This is a genomic window from Kitasatospora sp. NPDC036934 (genome assembly GCF_055608425.1).
In genome coordinates this window covers 260658-282641 of the sequence record NZ_JBVJQR010000001.1, presented here as the reverse complement: position 1 = coordinate 282641, position 21984 = coordinate 260658, and the positions used below count along the sequence as shown (strand labels likewise).

At 72.2% G+C, this 21984-nt stretch carries 17 protein-coding genes; 8 read left to right on the top strand and 9 right to left on the bottom strand.

Annotated elements, in window-relative coordinates:
- The first annotated feature begins 117 nt into the window (after nucleotides 1-117).
- From ACZ7BZ_RS01275 to ACZ7BZ_RS01260, 4 genes are all read left to right on the top strand, one after another.
- Entirely contained in the window at nucleotides 118-1614 is a 1497-nt protein-coding gene (locus ACZ7BZ_RS01275) for a Y4yA family PLP-dependent enzyme (RefSeq protein ID WP_470356532.1), read from the top strand.
- Nucleotides 1611-2939: a pyridoxal-phosphate dependent enzyme gene (locus ACZ7BZ_RS01270; RefSeq protein WP_470356531.1), complete on the top strand. Its 1329-nt coding sequence runs from the start codon at nucleotides 1611-1613 to the stop codon at nucleotides 2937-2939. The genes ACZ7BZ_RS01275 and ACZ7BZ_RS01270 overlap by 4 nt, the downstream gene beginning before the upstream one ends.
- A 14-nt stretch (nucleotides 2940-2953) precedes the next feature.
- Nucleotides 2954-4141 (top strand): aminotransferase class V-fold PLP-dependent enzyme, encoded by a 1188-nt coding sequence (locus tag ACZ7BZ_RS01265; protein ID WP_470356530.1) that lies wholly within the window; start codon nucleotides 2954-2956, stop codon nucleotides 4139-4141.
- Nucleotides 4142-4233: 92 nt separating this feature from the next.
- Nucleotides 4234-4410: a hypothetical protein gene (locus tag ACZ7BZ_RS01260; RefSeq protein WP_470356529.1), complete on the top strand. Its 177-nt coding sequence runs from the start codon at nucleotides 4234-4236 to the stop codon at nucleotides 4408-4410.
- A 57-nt stretch (nucleotides 4411-4467) separates the two neighbouring features.
- On the opposite strand, the gene ACZ7BZ_RS01255 is transcribed toward ACZ7BZ_RS01260, so the two are convergent.
- The 4 genes from ACZ7BZ_RS01255 to ACZ7BZ_RS01240 form a co-directional block, all read right to left on the bottom strand.
- Entirely contained in the window at nucleotides 4468-7218 is a 2751-nt protein-coding gene (locus tag ACZ7BZ_RS01255) for an alkaline phosphatase family protein (protein ID WP_470356528.1), read from the bottom strand.
- A gap of 95 nt (nucleotides 7219-7313) precedes the next feature.
- Entirely contained in the window at nucleotides 7314-8672 is a 1359-nt protein-coding gene (locus tag ACZ7BZ_RS01250; protein ID WP_470356800.1) for an ABC transporter permease, read from the bottom strand.
- 8 nt (nucleotides 8673-8680) lie between these two features.
- Nucleotides 8681-9628 (bottom strand): ABC transporter ATP-binding protein, encoded by a 948-nt coding sequence (locus ACZ7BZ_RS01245; protein ID WP_470356527.1) that lies wholly within the window; start codon nucleotides 9626-9628, stop codon nucleotides 8681-8683.
- Between the two features lie 252 nt (nucleotides 9629-9880).
- Complete coding sequence (locus tag ACZ7BZ_RS01240) at nucleotides 9881-11323, bottom strand: aldehyde dehydrogenase (protein WP_470356526.1); 1443 nt, start codon at nucleotides 11321-11323, stop codon at nucleotides 9881-9883.
- 250 nt (nucleotides 11324-11573) lie between these two features.
- Here ACZ7BZ_RS01240 and ACZ7BZ_RS01235 point away from each other — a divergent pair, with 250 nt between their 5' ends.
- The gene (locus tag ACZ7BZ_RS01235; RefSeq protein WP_380455605.1) at nucleotides 11574-12005 is read left to right on the top strand and encodes an Ohr family peroxiredoxin; all 432 of its coding nucleotides are present in this window, start codon (nucleotides 11574-11576) and stop codon (nucleotides 12003-12005) included.
- A gap of 115 nt (nucleotides 12006-12120) precedes the next feature.
- On the opposite strand, the gene ACZ7BZ_RS01230 is transcribed toward ACZ7BZ_RS01235, so the two are convergent.
- Complete coding sequence (locus tag ACZ7BZ_RS01230; RefSeq protein ID WP_465743511.1) at nucleotides 12121-12672, bottom strand: CGNR zinc finger domain-containing protein; 552 nt, start codon at nucleotides 12670-12672, stop codon at nucleotides 12121-12123.
- Nucleotides 12673-12834: 162 nt separating this feature from the next.
- Here ACZ7BZ_RS01230 and ACZ7BZ_RS01225 point away from each other — a divergent pair, with 162 nt between their 5' ends.
- Together ACZ7BZ_RS01225 and ACZ7BZ_RS01220 are read left to right on the top strand one after the other, a co-directional pair.
- Nucleotides 12835-13899 (top strand): alpha/beta fold hydrolase, encoded by a 1065-nt coding sequence (locus ACZ7BZ_RS01225; RefSeq protein ID WP_470356525.1) that lies wholly within the window; start codon nucleotides 12835-12837, stop codon nucleotides 13897-13899.
- A 280-nt stretch (nucleotides 13900-14179) separates the two neighbouring features.
- Entirely contained in the window at nucleotides 14180-15823 is a 1644-nt protein-coding gene (locus ACZ7BZ_RS01220; protein ID WP_470356524.1) for an ABC-F family ATP-binding cassette domain-containing protein, read from the top strand.
- A 47-nt stretch (nucleotides 15824-15870) separates the two neighbouring features.
- Here the strand turns inward: ACZ7BZ_RS01220 and ACZ7BZ_RS01215 are convergent, their stop codons facing one another.
- From ACZ7BZ_RS01215 to ACZ7BZ_RS01200, 4 genes are all read right to left on the bottom strand, one after another.
- On the bottom strand, nucleotides 15871-16656 hold the full coding sequence (locus ACZ7BZ_RS01215; RefSeq protein ID WP_470356523.1) for a MerR family transcriptional regulator: 786 nt from the start codon (nucleotides 16654-16656) through the stop codon (nucleotides 15871-15873).
- A gap of 120 nt (nucleotides 16657-16776) precedes the next feature.
- A complete protein-coding gene (locus ACZ7BZ_RS01210; RefSeq protein ID WP_470356522.1) occupies nucleotides 16777-17877 on the bottom strand; it encodes a serine hydrolase domain-containing protein in 1101 nt (366 codons plus the stop codon).
- Between the two features lie 154 nt (nucleotides 17878-18031).
- Nucleotides 18032-18493, bottom strand: coding sequence for a hypothetical protein (locus tag ACZ7BZ_RS01205; protein WP_470356521.1), 462 nt, complete (start codon nucleotides 18491-18493; stop codon nucleotides 18032-18034).
- 138 nt (nucleotides 18494-18631) lie between these two features.
- Nucleotides 18632-20536, bottom strand: coding sequence for an Ig domain-containing protein (locus ACZ7BZ_RS01200; RefSeq protein ID WP_470356520.1), 1905 nt, complete (start codon nucleotides 20534-20536; stop codon nucleotides 18632-18634).
- Nucleotides 20537-21065: 529 nt separating this feature from the next.
- Here ACZ7BZ_RS01200 and ACZ7BZ_RS01195 point away from each other — a divergent pair.
- Nucleotides 21066-21878, top strand: a complete 813-nt coding sequence (locus ACZ7BZ_RS01195; protein ID WP_470356519.1) for an SAM-dependent methyltransferase — start codon at nucleotides 21066-21068, stop codon at nucleotides 21876-21878.
- Nucleotides 21879-21984: the final 106 nt, after the last annotated feature.

Here is a 21984-nt window from a genome sequence, read left to right as displayed (position 1 = left end):
CTGTTGAATCAATGTGAAAAAAGTTACCGTTTCCCTCGGTCGGCGACGCCCACCGCGGTGAGATCCGTGCGCGCCGGACGACCGCACGCCGACCTCCGACGGGAAGCAGATTCGCCGATGCGGCCCTCACCGCTCTATCTGGAACCACGGCTGGAGCCGCGGCTCCGATCCCTCCTGGAGACCCCCGACTTCCTGCACATGCTGGTCGACGCACTCGGGTCCCCGCTCAACCTGCTGCTGCCCGAACAGATCGCCGACAACCTGGCCCGCTTCCGGGCCGTCTACCGCAAGCACCACCTCACCGGCCGGATCCACTTCGCCCACAAGGCGAACCGCTCCAGCGCCCTCGTCCGCCGGCTCGCCGCCACCGACGCCGGGCTGGACGTCGCCTCGCTCGGCGAACTCCAGCACGCCCTCGGCGCCGGCTGCACCCCCGAACGGATCATCGCCACCGGCCCCAAGAGCCGCGAGTTCCTCTGGCTGGCCGCCCGCACCGGCGCCACCGTCCACCTGGACTCCCGGGCCGAACTCGACGACCTCGCCGAGCTGGTGCGCAAACACGCCCTCCCCCGGGTGCCCGTCCTGCCCCGCCTCTCCGGCTTCCACTCGCCGGGCACCACCGTCCTCACCCGGCCCAGCCGCTTCGGCTCCCCCGTCGGCGAACTCGACGAGCTGCTAGACGCCCTCGAACGCCACCGGGACGCCGTCGAACTCACCGGCGTCGCCTACCACGTGGACACCACCGGGGTGACCGAGAAGGCCGTCGCCCTGGAGGCCTGCCTCCGGGTGATGGACGAGTGCCACCGCCGCGGCCTACGCCCGCGCACCATCGACATCGGCGGCGGCTTCGGCGTCAACTACCTGGCCCACGCCGCCCAGTGGGAGCAGTACACCACCGAGCTCACCGCCGCCGTCCTGGGCCGGCGCCCCCCGCTCACCTGGCAGGGGCACGGCTACGGGCTGCGCAACGAGTCCGGCACCCTGCGCGGCGCACTCGGCCTGTACCCCGCGCACCGCCCGGTGGCCGCCGAGGCGTACCTGGACGAACTGCTCTCCCACCGGGCCCCCACCCTCGGGCGGCCGCTCGGCACCCTGCTGCTGGAGCACATGTACGACCTCACCGTCGAACCCGGCCGGGCCCTGGTCGACCAGTGCGGAGCCACTCTCGGCCGCGTCCTGGAGGTGCGGCACACCCCCGACGGCGACTGCCTGGTGCGGCTGGAGATGAACGCCCGGGACGCCAGCCTGGAGGACCACGGCGTGCTGATGGACCCGGTGCTGATCCCCCGCCCCGGCGCCCCCGCGGCCGTCACGGCCTCCGCGGCCGAGCCCGTCGCGGTCCACCTGATGGGCAACCTCTGCCTGGAGGCCGACCTGATCACCCGCCGGCTGGTCTTCCTGCCCCGCCTCCCGGCCCCCGGCGACCTCCTCGCCTTCGCGAACACCGCGGGCTACCTGATGGACATCAACGCCGGCGGACCGCTGCGGCAGCCCGTAGCGCGCAAGGTCGCCGCATACCGGCAGGACGGCGCCTGGCACTGGCGCCTCGACGAGCAGTACTGGCCCCTCGACACCACGGGGGCCGCGACGGACCAGGGGGACGGACGGGCATGAGGTACGACAGCATCACCGACGCGATCGGCGACACCCCGCTGCTGCGGATCGACCCGGCGGTGACCGGCCTGCGCAACATCGACCTGTACGCCAAGCTCGAACTGCTCAACCCCTTCGGCTCGGTCAAGGACCGCGCCGCCTGGAACATGACCCGCGAGGCCCTCCCGGCCGCCGTCGCCCGCGGCGACACGATCGTGGAACTGTCCAGCGGCAACACCGCCAAGGCGCTCGCGCTGATCGCCGGCATGCACGGGCTGCCGTTCAAGAGCGTCACCAACCGGATGAAGGTCCCCGAGATCAAGGACCTGCTCCTGCTGCTCGGCGCGGAGATCGAGGAACTGCCCGGCCGCGCCGAGTGCCTCGACCCGACCGACACCGACGACCCGCTCACCCGGATCCACCGGATGCTCTCCGAGGCCGAATCGGGCTACCTCCACACCGACCAGTACTACAGCCCGCTCAACCTCGACGCGCACCTCACCGGCACCGGACCGGAGATCGTCCGCGACCTCGACGGCCGCGCCCCGGACGTGTTCGTGGCCTGTGTGGGAACCGCCGGTTCGTCCACCGGCGTGGCCACGGTGCTGCGCGCCCACAACCCGGCGGTCGAGGTGGTCGGACTGGTCGCCCACAAGTCCGACTTCATCCCCGGCATCCGCACCATCGACGAGGTGCACGAAGTCGGGCTGTTCGACCCCGGCACCTACGACCGCATCGAGTCGGTGACCGCCGACCAGGCCATCGACGGCATGCTCACCCTGGTCCGACGCTGCGGCCTGCTGGCCGGACCCACCGGCGGCGGCGCGTACTTCGGCGCGCTGCGCCATCTACAAGCCCTGGACGCCGAGTTGACGGATGCCGACGAGCGCCGCACGGCCGTGTTCATCGTCTGCGACCGGGTCGAGAGCTACCTCGGATACCTGCGCGACCGCCGGCCGGAGCTGTTCAACCAGCCCGCGCGGCCCAACTCGCCGTCCACACTGACCGAGGCCGAGCTCGACGCCGCCCGGATCCTCGACGTGGACGCCGCCCGCAAGTGGATCGCCGAGGAGCACCCGCTGGTGATCGACCTGCGCGGGCCGTTCGCCTACGCGGCCCTGCACATCGAGGGCTCGGTCAACATCGTCGACGAGCTGTTCGAGCAACTCCTGCACGGCGGGCTGCCGTTCGGCGCCCGGCAACCCGTCCTGCTGGCCTGTCCGGTCGGCGAGAAGTCGGTGCGGTACGCCGCCCTGCTCACCCGGATGGGACACCGGGACGCCCGCAGCCTGGCGGGCGGCATCATCGGCTGGCGCGACGCGGGCGCACCACTGGTCCGGGACTGAACGGGGTGGACGAGATGCACACGCTCGAAGAACTCGACTCCTGGCACCGCGAGTTGCGGTCCCAGTTCCCGATCATCACGGCCGATCCGGAACAGGCCTACCTGGACAGCGCGGCGACCGCGCAGAAGCCCCGGGCGGTGCTCGACACTGTCCAGCGCTACCTCACCACCGCCAACGCCAACGCCGGGCGCGGCACCTACACCTGGGCCAACGCCACCACCGCGCTGGTCGAACGCACCCGCACCCGGGTCGCCGCTTTCCTGGGCGACCCGGACCCAGGACGCCCCTCCGGCGTCCACTTCACCAGCGGCACCACCGAGGGCCTGCGCACGGTGGCCCGGGACTGGCTGCCCCACCACCTGCGGGACGGCGACGAGATCATCGTGCCGTTCGCCGACCACCAGGCGAACGCCCTGCCCTGGCTGGAGGCGCAGCAGCTGCTGGCCGAGCGCGGCACCCGGATCCGGGTCCGCGAGCTCCCGTACGATCCGGCCTCGCACGACTACGACCACCGGGCACTGCCCGCACTCGTCACCGAGCGGACGGCGTTCGTCGCCGCCACCCACGTCCACCACGTGTACGGCGGCGACATGAACGTCCACCGGATCCGGGCCGCCGTCGGCCCGTCCGTCCCGATCTGCCTTGACGCGGCGCAGAGCGTCGGCCACCTGCCGGTGGACGTCACCGCCCTGGACGTCGACTTCGTGGTCTTCTCCGGCCACAAGGCGCTGGCCCTGCCCGGCACCGGCGCGGTCTGGGCCCGCAACACCCGCGGCCCGGAATTCCGCCCCGGCGGCTGGAGCGGCACCCCCAACACCTGCGGGATCGCCGGCCTGGAGGCCGCCCTGGACTGGCTGGACGCCGCCGGGACGGACCGCATCCGGCGCTGGACCACCGCCCTGGCCACCCGGCTCACCGACGGCCTGCGCGGCTGCGACGCCTACCGGGTCCTCGGCTGCCAGCAGAGCCTGGCCGCCGACTCCCCGGTCCAGCGCCGCGAGGGCATCGTCACCTTCCGGCACCGCGGGATCCCCTCCAACGACCTCGGCTTCGTCCTCGCCAGCCACGGCCTGATGGTCCGCGCCGACGGCCACTGCCAGGCCCGGGCCGGCGAGGCCGACAGCTCGGTGCGGGTCAGCCTGCACGCCTACAACTCCCCCGAGGAGATCGACCGCCTCCTGGCAGTCCTGCGGAAGCTGTAGCACCGGCCCGGGAGAGGACGACCGGCCGCCACCGGCACCGAGCAGCGCCCCGTCGACGGCCCGACCGCCCCGCGCCCGGGCATCTCCTGCGCATGCTGAACCATCCGGCGGGGCCGGGCGGCACTGCGCAGTCAGATGACTGGAGCCGCGAGGCCACCGGCTTCATCTCGGCGTACGGCCCGCGGCTCATCATGGACGCCTTCCATGCCTGCCTGGTCGTGACGAACCTGAACGGTTACGTCCGGTGGAAGCAGTCCCGCCAGTACTGAGCCCGATCGGCGGGCGGTGGCCGACGCCCGGGGCGTCGGCCACCGCCCGGCCGGGTGTCAGCCTTCGTTCTCGGCTGAGGGGATGTAGGCGCCGGGGACGTCGGCGGGGGCGTGGATGGCGTTCTCGCCCGGGTAGGGCTCGGTCCAGTTGTGGGTCTGGTACCAGGTCAGGTGGTTCATCTGGGCCGGGTTCGCGCGGTCGGGCGCGGCGTTCGGGCCGGTCAGGTGCTGCTGGGACCTCCAGGTGTCCCACTGGGCGGCGACGCCCTGCTCGGCGGCCGGCGGGTCGGTGGTGACGGGCGCGGCGGCCGCGGTGCGGTCCTGGGCGCCGGGGACGTCCACGCCGCAGGAGGGCGGGGTCTTCAGACCGTCGGTCAGCGAGGTGCGGTTGGGCACCGCGGTGAACGGGGTGTAGTCCGGCTCGTCGGTGAAGGCGGTGGTCATCGGGGTGGCCGCGCTGTCCTTCTGGTTCATCGGGTGGATCCCGAGGATCTGCTCGATGGTGCGGACCATGGTGATCTGCGAGTAGTAGCGGCTGTCGACCGCGCCGTGCTGGGCCCAGGGGCTGATGATCTGGATCGGGGCGCGGTGGCCGTCGACGTGGTCCAGGCCGGCCTGGGAGTCGTCCTCGACCACGAAGATCGCGGAGTCCTTCCAGTACTCGCTGTGCGAGATCTCCTGGACGATCCTGCCGACCGCCAGGTCGTTGTCCGCGACCTGCGCGGCCGGGGCGGCCGGGCCGCCGGTGTGGTCGCTGGACAGCCACAGCATGTTGAGGTTCGCCGGGCCGTTCTGCTCGAAGTCCTGCTTCCAGATCTGGTAGCGGTACTGGTCCGGGACGTCGAGGTCGAACTTGGGGAAGCCGGGCACCGACGCGTCGTTGAGCGAGGGGATCGGCGAGGAGGAGTTGAGCGGGTAGGCGGTGTCGTCGCCGGTCGCGTCCATGTTCTTGGCGTCGCAGTACAGGTTCTGCCAGTTCGCGCCGTCGGGCTTGGTCAGGAACTGGTGGAACTCGCCGAAGTCGCGCACGTCCTGGCCGACCGCCTGGGCGCCGGTCCACAGGAAGCCCGAGCGCTGGTGGCCCAGGGCGTCGTCCTCGGTGTCGTAGCTGCGCTCGTACTCGCCGGCCGAGGACTCGGTGTACTCCGGATTGTCGGCCTGCATCAGCCAGTTGTGGCCCTCGGCGGAGTTGGTGCCGATGTCGTAGGTGTTGTCGTAGAGCCCGAACTGCTTGGCCAGCGCCTGCTGGTTGGGCGTCACGTTGGCACCGAACTGGGCGAGCTTCGGGTCGCCGTTGCCCTTGCCGATGTCGCCGAAGACCTGGTCGTAGGTCCGGTTCTCCTTGACGATCATGAAGACGTGCTTGATCGTCGACGGGTCGCCGATCCGGGCCGGCACCGCGACCGGCTTCGCCCTGCGCCGGTCGGCGGTCTGGACGGCGCCCTTGGTCCAGCCGTTCTGCCGGAAGACCTTGTCGGTCTGGGAGCGGATCTCCTTGTCGCCCGGGAGGGCGAACCAGGTCAGGCTGGAGGTGGTGTCGTGGGTGTTGTGGGCGCCGGTGGAGTTGGGTCGGCGGGCGTCGATGCCGCGGGTGTTGGAGACGACCACCTTGTTGCCGACGGTGGTGACCTCCGCCGGGAAGTAGTCGGTGGGCAACAGGCCGACGTAGCTCACCGGCTCCTGGGCGCCGGCGAAGCGGTACACCGCGACGGCGTTGGCGCGGCCGAGGGTGACCAGCAGGCGCCCGTCGTCGGTGAGGGTCACGGCGGTGGGCTCGTAACCCACCGACGCTTCCGGCCAGGGCTTGGTGGAGATCCGCTGCACCACCTCGTCCCGGGCGGCGTCGATCACGGACACCTGGTCGGAGGAGGTGTCCGCGACGAAGACCGTCCCGTTCTTGGCGTACACGGCCGTCGGGTGCAGGCCGACGTCGATGCTCCCGACGGCGGCGGACCGGTCCGAGAGGTCGATCACGCTGACCGTGCCGGAGGTCGCCGCGCCGGTGTCCGGGTCGGCCGGCACCTGGGTGCCGTAGGAGTTGAGGGTGTCGTCGTCGGGGGTGGCGGCGCGTCCGCCCTCGTTGCTGACGTAGAGCTTGTGGCCGACCTGGGCGATGCCGCGCGGCGCGGTACCGGTCGTCCAGCTCTGCCCGAGCCTGCCGGTCGCCGCGTCGATCGCGACCACCCGGTTCTGGCCGTTGACCGCCGCGTAGACGGTCGAGCCGTCGGCGGAGAACACGGCGCCCGAGGCCAGCGCGTGCTTGTCCCCGTCGGCCGGGACGGCGATCTTCACCGGGTCGGCCAGCGAGCCGTCGGCGTTCACGGTGAACCTGGTGTAGCCGTCGAGCTGGCCCAGCCACAGCTGCTTGCCGTCCGGCGAGTAGACCGGGGCCTCCTGGCCGACCGAGCCGTCGGTCAGGTGGAGGTCGGCGGTCCTGGCCTTGCCGGCGCGCTGCTGCACCTTGTCGGTCCTGAGGTCCACCACGACCAGCGAGGCGTCGCCGTCGGCCAGCGAGGCGGCCAGGTGGGTGCCGTCCGGGCTGACCCGGGAGCCCATGATCTTGCCGTTGTCGATGACCAGCCGGTCACCGTACGGGGCGATGTACTGGTCGCTGGATATCACCCGGCCGTCGGCGGTGACCTGGCCGACCTGGTCGGTGCCGAACTGGTGGGTGGCCGCGAAGGCCGTGCCGGTGGCCACGGCCACCGCCGTGATGCACGCCGTGGCCAGGGTGGCCCGGCGGCCGGCCCGGCGGGCGAGGAGCGCCGGGTGCTCCTTCTGGTCACGTCGACGACGCGTTACCTGCATGGCGTCAGCCCTTCGTTGTGATCGGTGGCGCGGGGTGGGTGCGGTGCGGTGAGAGCTTGGTTTGGCGGGACCTCGGTGCGGGCCGGCCGGTGCGGTCAGTCCGTCGAGGAGTCGAGCAGGTCGATCCGGCCGTCGAACTGCCACAGCGGGTTCGGGGCGTCGCCGGTCGCGGTGTGCACCAGGAAGTAGCCGTTCACTTCCTTGGGCCCGTCTCCGTCCGCCGTCACCCGCCCGTCCGGGGCGATGTCCAGCTGGTAGATCGCGGTGCCGGCAGCGGTCGTTCCGGGCAGGTGCCAGGTGACCACGCAACGCCAGTCGTTGCCCGGCCCCTCCGGATCGACCTGGCCGTCACCCCGGTTGCAGTCCGCGTTGACCCGCAGGTCGGCCTCGGTGACGGCGGGGCGGCGCAACTGCTCGGTCTGCAGCCGGTAGAGGTGCGCGAACACGGTGGCCACCGACCGCTGCACCTTCGCCCGGGTGATCCCCGAACCGGTCGGGGGCGCGGCCACCGCGACCGCGCCGGTGCCCAGCGCGAGCAGCCCGGCCAGCGGCAGCACCCCGTAGGTGAGCGCGCGGCGCTTCTCGCCGTCCTCGCTGCCGGTGGTGAAGTCCCGCCGGACGAACAGCCGGTAGGCCGCCGCGGTCGCCACCGCGGCCCACACCAGGCTCACCGCGACGGCGATCAGCAGCTCCGCCGGCCGGTCCGGGGCGGTGAACAGCCCGTTCCAGGAGACGAAGGCGTAGCCGGGCAGCGCCAGCCGCAGCGCCACGGGCAGCGGCAGCGACTGGGCGAGCTGCATGGCGACGGCGGACAGTGCGGGGACCAGCAGGCCCATCGGGGAGCGGCCCAGGATCACGGAGCCGAGCAGTCCGAGCGCCGCCAGCGCCAGCGTGGGCGCCAGCGCGGCCGCCCAGGCCAGCAGGACGCTCGCGGCGGCGTCGGACGGTGCCAGCTGGTGCCCGTCGACGCCTACCAGCGGCTGGTCGCCGACCGCCGCCAGCCCGCCCGCCGTGCCGGAGGCCACCAGCCCGACGACCAGCAGCACGATCACGGTGGCGCTCGCCAGGGTCTTGGCGAGGAAGATCCGCCGCGGTGAGCGGACCGCCACCAGCAGGTGCCGCCAGGTGCCGAGCCGGTCCTCGGCGGCGAACACGTCGCCCGCGACCACGGAGGTCAGCAGCGGCAGCGCCCAGGAGCCCGCGAAGCCCAGCACCACCAGCGGGCCCGCCCAGCCGGTGGCGTGCATCCAGCGGCCGAACAGGGTGTCGGAGGGCAGCGTCCCCTGCTCGGCGACCGCGGCCACGAACAGCCCGGGCAGCGCCCAACAGGCCAGTACCAGCAGCCGGATCCGCCACTGCGAGACCAGCTTGACCAGCTCGAAGCGGTACACCCGGCCCACCGGGACCCGACCCGCCCCGGGCGCGGCGGCACCGGCCACCGCCTCCCCGGCCATGACCGTGCTCATCGCCCGCCCTCCTGCTGCTGCTCGGTGAGGGCGAGGTACGCGGCCTCCAGCGGCGACACCACGGGCGCCACCTCGCGCACCCGTACGCCCTCCTGCACCATCGCGGCCACCAACTGCTCGACGGCCGGCACGGAGGCGCGCACCACCAGCGCCTCCGTGCCGCGCCACGCTCCCGCGTCGTCCACCACCCGCACGCCCGTGGTGCCGTCGGCCACCCGCCGGGCGGTCCGCAGGTCGGAGGTGAGCAGCCGGTGGTCCAGCTCGCGGGTCTCGGGCGCCAGCTTGCCCAGCGGGCCGGAGAAGCGGACCCGGCCGGTCGCGAGGATGGTCACCTCGGAGCAGAGCGCCTCCAGGTCGTCCATCCGGTGGCTGGACAGCACGATGGTGACGCCGCTGTCGGCGAGTCGGCGCAGCGCGGCGTGGACGTGCTGCTTGCCCGCCGGGTCGAGGCCGTTGGAGGGCTCGTCGAGCACCAGCAGCCGGGGTCCGGTGAGCAGGGCGGCGGCCAGGCCGAGCCGCTGGCGCATGCCCAGCGAGAAGCCGCGCACCCGGTCGTCGGCGACGTCCGTCAGTCCCACCTCGGCGAGCACCTCGTCGATCCGGCCGGGCCCGGTCCGCAGGCCGCGCAGCGCCGCCAGTGCCGCCAGGTTCTTCCGTGCGGTCAGCGAGGGGTACAGGCCCGGCCCGTCGACGAACCCGGCCACGCCGTCCGGCGCCGCCAGCGCCCGACCGACCGGTCTGCCCAGCACCTCCAGCTCGCCGTCATCGGCGACGGCCAACCCGAGCAGCAGCCCGAGCAGGGTGGTCTTCCCGGCGCCGTTCGGCCCGGCCAGGCCGTGGATCCGGCCGGGCGACAGCTCCAGGCCGACGCCGTCCAGCGCCACGACGTCACCGAAGCACTTCGTCAATCCGCTTGCCCGTACGGCAGGTTGCGTGTCTTCCATGGCTCCTTCTCGCAGTCCCCCAGGGAAAGTAGGGGCTTGACGGGGCGGAGTCAGGAGCGGGCGGTTGAACGCCGGTGGAACAGCGGAGGGCCGGCCCGCCGGAGGTCGCCGGCGGCTTCCGACGGTCTCCGGCGGCCTCCCGACGGGCGGAGGCCGCGTGCGACGGCGGGTGCGGGAGGCGCCGAGGACCGTGCGGGTGCGGAGGGTTCGACCCGCTTGGACTGTTCAGGCGGCTCGGACGGCTCGGACGGCTCAGACCGTGATGGTCTGGTACTCGGTGTAGGTGCCGAGGCCGACCGCGCCGTACTCGCGGCCGATGCCGCTGGCCTTGAAGCCGCCGAACGGGCCGTCGAAGCCGATCGAGGCGCCGTTGACGGTGACGGTGCCGGTGCGCAGGCGGCGGGCGACCGACAGCGCGTGCTCCTCGTCGGCGGACCAGACCCCGCCGGAGAGGCCGTACTCGGAGTCGTTGGCGATCCGGACGGCGTCGTCCTCGTCCTCGTAGGGGATGACCACCAGCACCGGACCGAAGACCTCCTCCTGGGCGATCCGCATCGAGTTGTCGACATCGGCGAAGAGCGTCGGGGTGACGTAGTTGCCGCGTTCCAGGCCGGCCGGGACGTGCGGGCCGCCGGTGACCAGGCGGGCGCCCTCCTCCACGCCGAGGGCGATGTAGCGGAGGACCTGCTCCTGCTGGTCCCGGCGGATCATCGGACCGATGAAGGTCTCCGGGTCGGCCGGGTCGCCGACCTTCAGGGAGTCGATCAGATCCTTGAGTCGGGTCACCACCTCCTCGTAGCGGCTGCGAGGGGCCAGGATCCGGGTCTGGGCGATGCAGGACTCGCCGTTGTTGAGCAGCGAGGAGAACTTCAGCCCCGACACCGCCCGGTCCAGGTCGGCGTCGGGGAGGATCACCGCCGCGGACTTGCCGCCCAGCTCGAGGCTGACGCGCTTGAGCTGCTCCCCGGCGATTGCGGCGATGCGCCGACCGGCCCGGGTGGAGCCGGTGAAGGCGATCTTGTCCACCTGGGGGTGGGACACCAGGTACTCGCTGGTCTCCCGGTCGGCGGGCAGGACGCTGACCACGCCCTCGGGTAGGCCCACCTGCTCCAGCAGCTCGGCGAGGAAGCCCATGCTGAGCGAATTCTCCGGGGAGACCTTCAGCACCACCGAGTTGCCCGCGAGCAGGGCCGGCAGGATCTTCGAAGTCGCCGAGGAGAAGGGCGAGTTCCACGGGATCACCGCGGCCACCACGCCGATCGCCTCGCGGCGCACCACGCTGCGCACCGGCGAGGCCGGGTCGGAGGGGACGAGCGTCTGCTCCCAGCCGAACTCCTCGGCCGCCTTCAGGTAGGCGTTGGCCTGGCGGGTCAGGCCGGGCTGGCCGGCCCGGGTGAACCAGCCGGCCGAGCCGTTCTCGGTCGAGATCAGTTCGGCGATCCGCTCCGCGTTCTCCTCGCGCAGCGCGTTGAAGCGGCGCAGTACGGCCACCCGCTCCAGCGGCGGGGTCTCCCGCCAGGCGCCCCGGTCGAACGAGGCCCGGGCGGCGGCCACCGCGCGGTCCACGTCCGCCGGACGGGCCTGGGCGGCCCGGCCGAGCAGCGTCCCGTCGTGCGGGGAGCGGATGTCGAGCAGGTCGGCCCTGCTCGGAGTGGTCCAGGTGCCCGCGATGAACAGCCGGTCGTAGACGATCACGTGCTTCTCCTTCGGATCCTTCTTTCCCGAACGAGTGTGACGCTTACTCAGTAACCTGTCAAGATGGTTACTAATGAAGGCGTATTGGATGGCCTTCCGGGCGCGAACGCGCAACAACACCCCACAAATCCAGCACAGTTGCGCGCTCGCGCCTTGACAGCCTCGAAAGCCTCACTCGATACTCGTCACCAGTCAGACCAGTGACGTCGACGACGGCTCACCGGACGTTCACTCATGAGGGGACAGCACCATGGCAGTCAGCTACACCGGAACGGTCGTCGTGACGGGCGAGGGCCGCAACGGCGGGCGGGTCGCCTCCAGCGACGGCAACCTCACCACCTCGCTGGCCGTCCCGAAGGAGCTGGGCGGGGCCGGCGGCGCCACCAACCCGGAGCAGCTGTTCGCCGCCGGGTGGGGGGCCTGCTTCCTGGGAGCCGTCCGCCGCGCCGCCGCCGACCGCAAGGTGCGGCTCACCAGCACCTCCGTCGCGGTCGAGACGACCCTCACCCACGGCGACGACGGGGAGTTCGGCCTCAGCGCCGTCCTCAACCTCGAACTCGGCGGCGTGGACCAGGAGACGGCCGCCGAACTCGGCCGGGCCGCGCACCGGATCTGCCCGTACTCCAAGGCGACCCGGGGCAACATCCCGGTGACCGTCAACGCCACCGCGGTGACCGGCTGACGCCACCGCGGTGACCGGCTGACGCCAACGCCCGCCCCGACTGCCGCCGTTGCCGTGGCCGGAAACGCCGAAGCCCCCGCCCCGGGGCGGGGGTGCACGGCCGGCGCGCCGGTTCTCAGTCCTCGGCTGCACCGTGCTGGCGCGCCCGGTAACTGGCGGCCTTCACCCGGTTTCCGCAGGTCCGCATGGCGCACCACTCGCGCCGGTGGCCGCGCGAGCGGTCCAGGTAGACCTGGGTGCACTCCGGCCGGGCGCACTCGCGCAGCAGGTCGGCGTCGTCGCCGCCGAGGATCTCGACGGCCTCCCGGGCCAGGGCCGCGAGGCCCTGGGAGACGGAGCCGGTCCTGGTCGCACCGGTGGCCTGCAGGCGCAGCGTCACCGGAAGTCCGGCCGCGTGCCGGTTCAGCTCGGCGATCGCCCGGGCCGGCATCGGCTGCCCGTCCAGCCGGGCGGCGACCAGCGCGTAGATCGCCTCGCGCAGGTCCACCGCGATGTCGAGGTCGGTCTCATCGGCTTCGGGGCCGCCGTCGAGCATCCCGGACTCCACGAACCAGGCGTCCAGCTGCTCGGGGGAGGCCAGCTTCTCCATCGGCGCGGCGTTTCGACGGGCGCGCAGCGTGCCGACGAAGTCGAGGGGGAGGGTCCCGCAGGGGAAGGCGTGCATCACGTCACCATACTGACCAGTCACCCTGCCAAGTGCAACGCCCGGGTCCCCGGAGTCTCTTTCGCCGTCGGCTCACCGTGTCGCCGCCGCCATCACTGCCCAGACCAGTAACGTCCAGACCGGCTCGGCTCCCCGACCGGTCCCCGCACCTCCGGAAGGAAACTCATGATCGACAGGCGTAGCTTCCACAAGACCCTGGGGCTCGGCGCCGGGGCGGCCGCCCTCTCGCTGACCGGGCTGCCGGGCGTCGCCGGCGCCGCGCCCGTCCCGGCCCGCTCCGGCCCGGCGCCGGTCGTGCCCGCCGTCACCCCCGGCACCCACACCTCGTTCCCGGTGCTCAAGCAGGTCACCGCCGGACTGCTCGACGTCGGCTACGCGGAACTCGGCCCCGCCGACGGGCCGGTGGTGCTCTGCCTGCACGGCTGGCCGTACGACATCCACAGCTTCGTGGACGTCGCCCCGCTGCTCGCCGACCTCGGCTACCGGGCGATCGTCCCCTACCTGCGCGGCCACGGCAGCACCCGCTTCATGTCCTCGCGGACCGTCCGCAACGGGCAGCAGTCGGCCATCGCCCGGGACATCATCGCGCTGCTGGACGCCCTGCGGATCGAGCGCGCCGTGATCGCCGGCTTCGACTGGGGCGCGCGGACCGGTGACGTACTCGCCGCCCTGTGGCCCGAGCGGGTCAAGGCCCTGGTGTCGGCGACCGGCTACCTGATCACCAACCGCGACGCCCAGCGGAACCCGATCGCGCCGGCCACCGAGCACGCCTTCTGGTACCAGTTCTACTTCGCCACCGACCGCGGCGAACGGGCCATGCACGACCCGAAGCTGCGGCACGACCTCGCCCGGGTCGTCTGGCAGACCGCCTCCCCCACCTGGAACTTCGACGACGCCACCTTCGAACGCAGCGCGGCGGCCTTCGAGAACCCCGACTACGCCGCGATCGTGATCCACAACTACCGCTGGCGGCTGGGCCTCGCCGACGGCGAGCGCCGCTACGACCACGACGAACACCTGCTGGCCCGCAAGCCCACCATCGGCGTGCCGACCATCACCCTCGACCCGGCGCTGGACCCGTTCACCCCGGCGCCCGGCGACGGCTCCTCCTACCGGGCCATGTTCACCGGCCGGTACGAGCACCGGGCGCTGCCGGGCGTCGGCCACAACCTGCCGCAGGAGGCCCCAACGGCCTTCGCCCAGGCCGTCGTCGACGCCGACCGGCTCTGACCACGGCGGGCCGACGGCCCCCGACGGCGGCCCGTACGCCTCGCGCCGGAAAAGGACGGCGCGAGGCGAGACGGACTGCTACGCTGGCGAACGACCTACCCCCTTCCGAGGAGTGCAGCAGACATGGCGGGTGACGACGACATCTCCGGGTGAGTCCCGGGCTTGACGGCCGTTGCGGGCGCTGGGCGCCCAGTGCAGCGGTCGGATTCGTCGCACCCAGTCCCCCTGTCTCATCCGGGCCGGACTCGTCTCCGCCCATTCACTTCCAGGTAGTTCACCCATGTCTTCTGCGTCTTCCGTATCCATCGTCGCCTCCCAGCTGTCCTTCTCCTGGCCCGACGACACCCCCGTCTTCCAGGACCTCTCCTTCGCCGTCGGCACCGGCCGCACCGGTCTGGTCGCCCCCAACGGCTCCGGCAAGAGCACGCTGCTCAAGCTGATCGCCGGTCAACTGAGCCCGAACGCCGGATCGGTGACGGTCAGCGGCACCACCGCCTACCTCGCCCAGGACCTCCCGCTCACGGCGGGCCTCAGCGTCGCCGAGGTGCTCGGTGTGGCCGAGGTGATCCGCGCCATCGACGCCGTGGAGTCCGGGGACGTCGCCGAGGAGCACTTCACCACCATCGGCGACGACTGGGACATCGAGGAGCGCAGCCTCACCCAGCTCGACCGCCTCGGCCTCGGCGGGCTGGGGCTCGACCGCGGGCTGGGCACCCTCAGCGGCGGCCAGATCGTCCAACTCGGCCTCGCCGCCCAGCTGCTCAAGCGGCCCGACGTGCTGCTGCTCGACGAACCCACCAACAACCTCGACCTCGGCGCCCGCCACCGGCTCCACGACGCCCTGGCGGACTTCAACGGCTGCCTGCTGCTGGTCAGCCACGACCGCGCCCTGCTCGACCGGATGGACCGCATCGCCGAACTCGACCCGCACGAACTGCGTCTCTACGGCGGCGACTTCACCGCCTACGAGCAGGCCGTACAGGCCGAGCGGGAGGTCGCGGAGAAGAACGTCCGCAACGCCGAGCAGGACCTCAAGCGGGAGAAGCGGGAGATGCAGCAGGCCCGCGAGCGCGCCGAGCGCCGGGCCGGCAACGCCGCCCGCAACCTCAAGAGCGCCGGGCTGCCCCGGATCTTCGCCGGGAACATGAAGCGCGGCGCCCAGGAGTCCGCCGGCCGCTCCGGCCAGGTGCACGCCGCCCGGGTCGACGAGGCCAAGAGCCGGCTCGACGAGGCCGGGCGCGCGGTGCGCGACGAACAGCGCCTCACCCTGGACCTCTCCGAGACCAGGGTGCCCAGCGGGCGCGACCTCTTCATCGGCGAACAGCTCCAGGTGGTGCGCGACGGCCACCCGCTGTTCGCCGAGGGCGGCGTCGACCTCACCATCCGGGGCCCCGAACGCATCGCCCTGCACGGCGGCAACGGGGCCGGGAAGACCACCCTGCTGCGCCTGCTGGTCGGAGACCTCACCCCGGACGACGGACAGGTCAAGCGCGCCGACGGCAGGGTCGCCTACCTCTCCCAGCGGCTGGACCTGCTGGACCAGGACCGCACCGTGGCGGAGAACTTCGCGGCGGCCGCCCCGGAACGCCCGGAGGCCGAGCGGATGAACCTGCTCGCCCGCTTCCTGTTCCGCGGCGCCCGCGCCCACCTGCCCGTCCGGGCGCTCTCCGGCGGCGAACGGCTGCGCGCCACCCTGGCCTGCGTGCTGTGCGCCGAGCCCGCACCCCAACTGCTGCTCCTGGACGAGCCGACGAACAACCTCGACCTGGTCAGCGTCGGGCAGCTCGAAGGCGCCCTGAACTCCTACCAGGGCGCGTTCCTCGTGGTCAGCCACGACGAACGCTTCCTGTCCGGCATCGGCGTCGACCGCTGGCTGCACCTGGCCGATGGCAGGCTGCTGGAGACCGGGGCCCCGGCCTCCTGAGCCGAGCGGCGCTCACCCGCCCCCGGGACGGCGCCGGACCGCGCCGTTCAGCGGCGTGGCAGCCGGGGGGCGGGGGCGCCGGCGGAGCGGAGCCTGGCCTCGGTGAGGGCGGTCAACCGAGCCGCGGCCGGGGCCTGGTCCTCGCGGTGGTGGTCGATCAGCCGGTACTGGGTGGCGGCCCGGCTCCAGGCCCGCATACTGTCGGCGTCCCCCAGGAGCGCCGGATTGGCGAGCAGCCGGTCGGCCATCGCGGCGGCGAGTTCCTCGATCCTCGGATCGTCCGGCTCCCAGCTCCCGGCCTCCCAGGCGCGCATCGACAGCTCGACGAACTCCGGGTCGGCCAGCCGGTGTTCGAGCTGAGCCAGGAAGCCCTCGAAGCCGGCCGGCACCAGCACCCGGGCCAGGACCAGCGCCTCGCGCTGCGCGGCCACGTACGCGGGGGCGAAGCCCAGTTCGGCCATCCGCTCCAGGACGGCGCAGGCACGGTCGGGCAGCAGGGCCCGGTCGCCCTCGGCGAGCCGGCGCAGGGTGTCGAGGCGGCCCGACAGCTCGGCGATCCGCTCGGCCAGCCGCCGTTCGACGTCGGCCAGGGCGGCGGCGAACGGCTCGGCCTCGGCGTCCAGCAGCGGCCCGACCTCGGCCAGCGGGACACCGGCGGCCGCCAGGGTCCGGACCTGCACCAGCCGCAGCAGGTCGTCCGAGCCGTACCGCCGGTAGCCGGAGGCGTCGCGTCGTGGTTCGGCGAGCAGTCCGTGCTCGTGGTAGTGCCGCACCGTCTTCACCGAGACGCCGACGAAGGCCGCCGCCTGACCGATCGTGACTCCGTTCATCATCCGATCAGCTTCTCGTGTGCTCGGGTCCGACCGCTACCCGCCCCCTACCCACCCCGGCCGGGAGTCCGCCGGCCAGTTCGCCGGCCAGTTCGCCGGCCAGTTCGCCGGCCAGCTCGCCGGTCAGCCGGAGAACACCGCGGCGACCAGGCGCTGCTGGGCCTCCTGGAAGGCGGGTGCGAGGGACATCTCCGGGTCGTCCACGTGGTTCATGGCGGCCGTCAGGATCCGGCGGCCGTCGGCCGAGCCGTACATCAGCGCCGCCGAGCCGATGGTGGCGCCGTTGTGGTGGTAGACGGTGCCGCCGGCCGGGCCGAGGTCCTGGGCGAACAGCCCGAGGCCGTAGCCGACCCGCTCCTCCGGCCGACGCATCTCGGCCAGCAGCTCGGCGGGCAGCAGCCGGCCGCCCATCAGCGCGGAGAAGTAGCGGTGCAGGTCCCGGGTGGTCGAGATGAGGTCGCCGCCGGCCGCGACCCAGGACGGGTCGTGCCGGGTGACGTCGACGATCCGCTCCCGCTCGCCGTCCTGGTAGCGGTAGTAGCCGTGGTGGTGGGGTTCGGGGACCTCCGCGGAGAAGCCCGGCACCACCGTGCCGGTCATCCCCAGCGGTGCCAGGACCAGCCGCCGCAGCTCCTCGGCGAAGGAGCGGCCGGTGACCCGCTCGATCACCAACCGGGCCAGCACGTAGTTGGTGTTGGAGTAGCTCCAGCCCTCCCCCGGCGCGAACCGCGGCGGCTTGGACAGCGACAGGCGCACCAGTTCCTCGGGCGGGTAGCTGTGGAAGCGGTCGTCCACCCAGGCCTTGCCCTGCCACGGGATGCCGGGCACGACCGTCCCGTCGTCCAGGAGTTCGCCGGTGTGGCTGAAGATCCCGCTGGTGTGCTGCAGCAGCATCCGCACCGTGATCCGCCGGTCCAGGCCGAACTCGGGCAGGTGGTCGGCGACCGGGGCGTCCAGGGCGGTCCTGCCCTCGGCCACCAGCAGCAGCACCGTGCTCGCGATCAGGCTCTTGGTGCTGCTGCCGATCCGGAAGTGCCCGTCGGTCAGCGGCTCGGCGACGGAACCCAGTTCGCGGGCACCGGCGCTGCCGGCCCACTCGCCCCGTTCGTCGCTCACCCGCAGCTGCACCCCGAGGAAGCCGGCCTCGACGAGCTCCTCGATCGTCCGTCGCAGCTCCGGCCGGTCCTGCGCCTGGCCCGAACGCTCCGTGTGGGTGGTGGTCATGATGCTCCTCGGTGATCCGTCGTCTCCGGACCGCTGTCCGGCTGCTGGGACGAATCTCCACCCTGCCCCTGGGGCGGGCTCAAGCGTGATCCAGCTCACAGGTGGGCGCCGCCTCCGCGAACCGCGGCGACGGCGCCCGCCGGCACCGGACGGATCAGCCGGTGACCTCGATCGTCACGTCGTAACTGCGCTGGTCCGGCGAGCAGTTGAGGGCCTCGCCGCAGGCCGTCCGGGAGGCGGTCAGGTGCGCCGTGCCGGCCGTGCGGGCGGCGAAGGAGGTGGTGACGGTGCCGCAGCCGCCGCCCGGACGGCAGGAGGGGGACGGCGCGGTGGTCGGGGCGCCCGCCGGGGAGACCACGCCGGGGGCGGAGCTGGCGGCGGCGGACCAGTAGGTGCCCTGCAGGACGACCGAGACGGTCGCACCGACGGCGACCTTCACGGTGGTGTGGTTGGCGTGCTCGTCGGCGGTCACGGCGGCCGGCGTGGTGGTCAAGGCCGTGGTGGTGGGCGCCGGGCCGGAGGCGACCGTGGAGGCGCTGGTGGAGCCACAGCCGGCCAGGGCCAGCAGGGCGGCGGCGCAGGTCAGGGCGAGGGCGGCGGTTCTTCTCGGAGTCACGGTCGTTCCTTCGTGCCGGGATGGGAAAGCGGTACCGGTTCGACGCACCGGGCGCCGGATCGGATCCCCCCGAATCCGGAAAAAAACACACCGGGGCGGGCGCGAGGCCCACCCCGGTGCGTTTCGGCGAGGCGATCGTCAGGAAACGGTCACGTCGTCGTAGTAGGTGTAGGTCGGGTCACCCGCGTAGTTGTCGTCGTGGTTGCTCAGGGTGAGCGTGTACGAGTGGCCCGGGGTGACGGACGCGGTCTGGTTGGTCCAGTTCGCGGTGGCGGCGCAGGTCTTGGCGAGGACCGTGGTGGTCGTGCCGGTGGTGTTGTCCTTCAGCGTGGCGGTCGCCCAGTCGTAGGTGACGGTGTCCGGGCAGGTGTTGCTGTACCAGAAGGACAGCTTGCTGGAGCCGGACGGCGCGGTGAAGGTCTGGCCGATCGAGGAGTCGCCGGTCGGGTTGGTGGAACCGACCATGGCGCCGTAGCTGCCGCTGTGGGCGGCCGAGGAGGTGGCGGAGGTGGAGCCGGCCGTGGTCCAGCTGCTCAGGTTGCCGGCCTCGAAGCCGCCGTTGACGACGGCGTTGCCGCCGCCCGAACCACCGGACTCGGTCCAGCTGAAGGTGGTGCTGCCCGCGGCGCCCGTGGTGTCGGTCGCGGTGACCGTCACGTTGGCGGTGCCGGTGGCGGTCGGGGTGCCGGAGATCAGGCCGGTCGAGGAGTTGATCGACAGGCCGGCGGGCAGGCCGGTGGCCGAGTAGCTCAGGGTCTGGCCGGAGGCCGAGTCGCTCGCGCTGATCTGCAGGCTGGCCGCGGTGCCGACGGTGCCGGACTGGTTGCCCGGGTTGGTGACGGTGACCGTGTTGGTGTTGCCGTGGTTCAGGATGGCGTGCGAGATGGCGCAGGAGTTGGTGTCGTTCGACCAGCTGGCCTGCTCGGCGAAGGTGCCGTAGGAGCCGAAGGAGACGTTGGCGGCGCCGCCGGCCGAGCCGGGCCGGATCCAGGCGCACTCGTCGGAGTTCTCCTGGCCGTTGTACGAGCTGCCGGACACGTGGTTGGTCCAGCCGCCGGCCGGGTTCTGGTCGGACATCATCTCGTGCCACTCGTGGCCGAGGGTCATCGTGAAGCCGTCCAGCGTACCGGGCGAGTTGACGAAGCCCACGCCGCAGCTGCTGCCCTGGTCGATGTTGTACGGCTGGTTGGAGAAGGCGATGTCGCCGTAGGGCGAGTTGGCCGCGCCACCGTTGAGGGTGGTGTCACCGTTCCAGTCGTGCCAGGCGCAGTACCCGGTGGTGGGGTTCTGGTAGTCGTCCGGGTTGGTGCCGTGCGGCGACAGGACGATGTAGTACGCGTCGCGGTTGGCGGCGGCAGTGGTGTTGCCGAAGTGGCCGGCGGCCTTGACGGCCTCCTGGGCCAGCTGGTTGCCGGTGGCCTGGGCGGGCGAGGCGGCCGCGTTGTCGTACCAGACGCCGGAGAGGACGCCGCCGCTCTGGTACGGGATGAAGTTGGCGTTGGACGGGCAGCTGACCGCGCCGGAGGCGACGTTGGGGCCGTCGCACCACTGGGTCAGGTCGGCCGACCAGGTCTCACCGTTGGTGCCGATGCCCTTGAACATCTGCTGGGTGGCACCGGCCGCGCCGGCCGAGTCGCCGGAGAACTTGGCGTTGCCGTTGGCGTCGGTGCTCTGGGTGCCCCACTGGGTGCCGTAGAAGATCAGGTAGACCTTGGAGTGGCCGCTCTGCACGCCGATGCCGTCGACACCGCCGCCGTAGGACAGCGTCTCCTGGCCGGTGGCCGCCGCCTGGTTGTGCTGGGCGAGCCACTCCTTGTACTTCTTCTGCTGCTCCTTGCCCAGCACCGCACCGTGGCGGTACGGGTGGCCGTTCTGCGGGCTCCAGGGGTTGAACTCGTTGTTGACGCTGCCCGAGGAGCTGGAAATGTCCTGCGCGGAGGCCGGCGCGGCCGCACCGGCGAGGCCGGCCGCGGCGAGCGCGAGGGACGCCACGCCGGTGAGCGCCGCGTACTTCGCGCGCCGCATTCTGTGGGAGTGACCCATGGGGTGAGGGTGCCTCTCTCGATACCGATCGCCCGTACGGCTGGGGGGCCACGAACGATCCCTTTGTGGGGAAGGACCAGACAGCGCATTCCACCGAACGCCGATTCCGTTCTTTCTTCCGGACAACCGGAATTGACGGTCTCTCGGTGAGGTGCCTGCTTGGGGATGAAGGAAAGCAGGTTTGATGAACGCAGGTCAACGGCCTGGGGTAAGGAAAGATTAAGAACGGCGTTCGGGCAGCTGAAGGCCCTGATCGACGCCCTCCCCAAAACCCTCGGCATTCACTGAATGCGGCTCAGAAGACTGTTTCCGCATTCAGTGAAGCATCACCAATTCAACATTCCGTTACGGCCTTCCGGGAGACCCGGCACCGGGCCGTCGAGGCCGCGGGCGTCAGGGAGTAGGCCGGTGCCGGCCCGTACCACGTCACGGCGAATCCCGCGACATCACCCGTCGATCGGCCTCCCGGCCCCGGTGGTTCTCCTACGATCGGGGCCACAACGGACGCCAGAGACGGGGTTGGTTCGCCATGACCGATCAGAGCAGCGGGATCGACGAGTCGAAGCCGAGCATCGCCCGGGTCTACGACTACCTCCTCGGCGGCACGGACAACTTCGCCGTCGACCGGGCGATCGGCGACTACTTCCTCCGCGATCTCCCCGGCTCGGTGGAGATCGCCTTCGCCAACCGCCGGGCCCTGGTCCGCGCCGTCGGTGCGATGGCCGACGCCGGTGTCCGTCAATTCATCGACATGGGCAGCGGACTGCCGACCGTCGACAACGTGCACCAGGTCGCCCAGCGGCACGACCCCGCCGCCCGGGTCGCCTACGTCGACCAGGACCCGACCGTACTCGCCCACGGCCGGGCCCTGTTGGCCGCCGACGACCGCACCGCCCTGGTCCAGGCGGACCTGCGCGAACCGGAGTCGGTCCGCGACCACCCCGAGGTGCGGCGCCTGATCGACTTCGAGCAGCCGGTGGGCGTCGTCTTCAGCGCCGTCCTGCACCACCTCAACGACTGCGAGCGGCCCGCCGAGCTGGTGCGCTGGTGGGCGGAGCGGGTGCCCCCGGGCAGCCTGGTCTACGTCTCCCACTTCCGCTCCGGCGCGAACGAGGAGACCAGGCTCTCGGAACGGAAGCTCCAGGACAGCTTCGGCCGCGGCCGCTGGCGCACCGACGAGGAGATCCTCGGGCTGTTCGGCGATCTCGACCTGCTCCAACCGGGCCTGGTCCCCTGCCGTTTGTGGCGTCCGGAACCTGCCGATGGCGAAGTCCCGGCCGATGAGAGCGACTTGACGGCGTGGGAGCAGCTGATCTGCTGCGGACTGGCCCGTCGACCCTGACGCCGCTCCGGGCCCGCCGCCTCGACGGTCGGTCGATCCGTCCGGTGGGAGGCGGGCGCCGGACGGCCCGCGCCCCGGGCTCGTAGCGAGGCACCGGGGCGCGGGC

Bases quoted from the DNA above. Each gene is read 5' to 3' on its own strand.
- ACZ7BZ_RS01235 (WP_380455605.1), top strand. From the start codon at position 11,574: ATGGCAGTCAGCTACACCGGAACGGTCGTCGTGACGGGCGAGGGCCGC.
- ACZ7BZ_RS01225 (WP_470356525.1), top strand. From the start codon at position 12,835: ATGATCGACAGGCGTAGCTTCCACAAGACCCTGGGGCTCGGCGCCGGG.
- ACZ7BZ_RS01250 (WP_470356800.1), bottom strand. From the start codon at position 8,672: ATGGCCGGGGAGGCGGTGGCCGGTGCCGCCGCGCCCGGGGCGGGTCGG.
- ACZ7BZ_RS01215 (WP_470356523.1), bottom strand. From the start codon at position 16,656: ATGATGAACGGAGTCACGATCGGTCAGGCGGCGGCCTTCGTCGGCGTC.
- ACZ7BZ_RS01195 (WP_470356519.1), top strand. From the start codon at position 21,066: ATGACCGATCAGAGCAGCGGGATCGACGAGTCGAAGCCGAGCATCGCC.
- ACZ7BZ_RS01265 (WP_470356530.1), top strand. From the start codon at position 2,954: ATGCACACGCTCGAAGAACTCGACTCCTGGCACCGCGAGTTGCGGTCC.
- ACZ7BZ_RS01255 (WP_470356528.1), bottom strand. From the start codon at position 7,218: ATGCAGGTAACGCGTCGTCGACGTGACCAGAAGGAGCACCCGGCGCTC.
- ACZ7BZ_RS01220 (WP_470356524.1), top strand. From the start codon at position 14,180: ATGTCTTCTGCGTCTTCCGTATCCATCGTCGCCTCCCAGCTGTCCTTC.
- ACZ7BZ_RS01210 (WP_470356522.1), bottom strand. From the start codon at position 17,877: ATGACCACCACCCACACGGAGCGTTCGGGCCAGGCGCAGGACCGGCCG.
- ACZ7BZ_RS01270 (WP_470356531.1), top strand. From the start codon at position 1,611: ATGAGGTACGACAGCATCACCGACGCGATCGGCGACACCCCGCTGCTG.
- ACZ7BZ_RS01260 (WP_470356529.1), top strand. From the start codon at position 4,234: ATGCTGAACCATCCGGCGGGGCCGGGCGGCACTGCGCAGTCAGATGAC.
- ACZ7BZ_RS01275 (WP_470356532.1), top strand. From the start codon at position 118: ATGCGGCCCTCACCGCTCTATCTGGAACCACGGCTGGAGCCGCGGCTC.
- ACZ7BZ_RS01245 (WP_470356527.1), bottom strand. From the start codon at position 9,628: ATGGAAGACACGCAACCTGCCGTACGGGCAAGCGGATTGACGAAGTGC.
- ACZ7BZ_RS01200 (WP_470356520.1), bottom strand. From the start codon at position 20,536: ATGGGTCACTCCCACAGAATGCGGCGCGCGAAGTACGCGGCGCTCACC.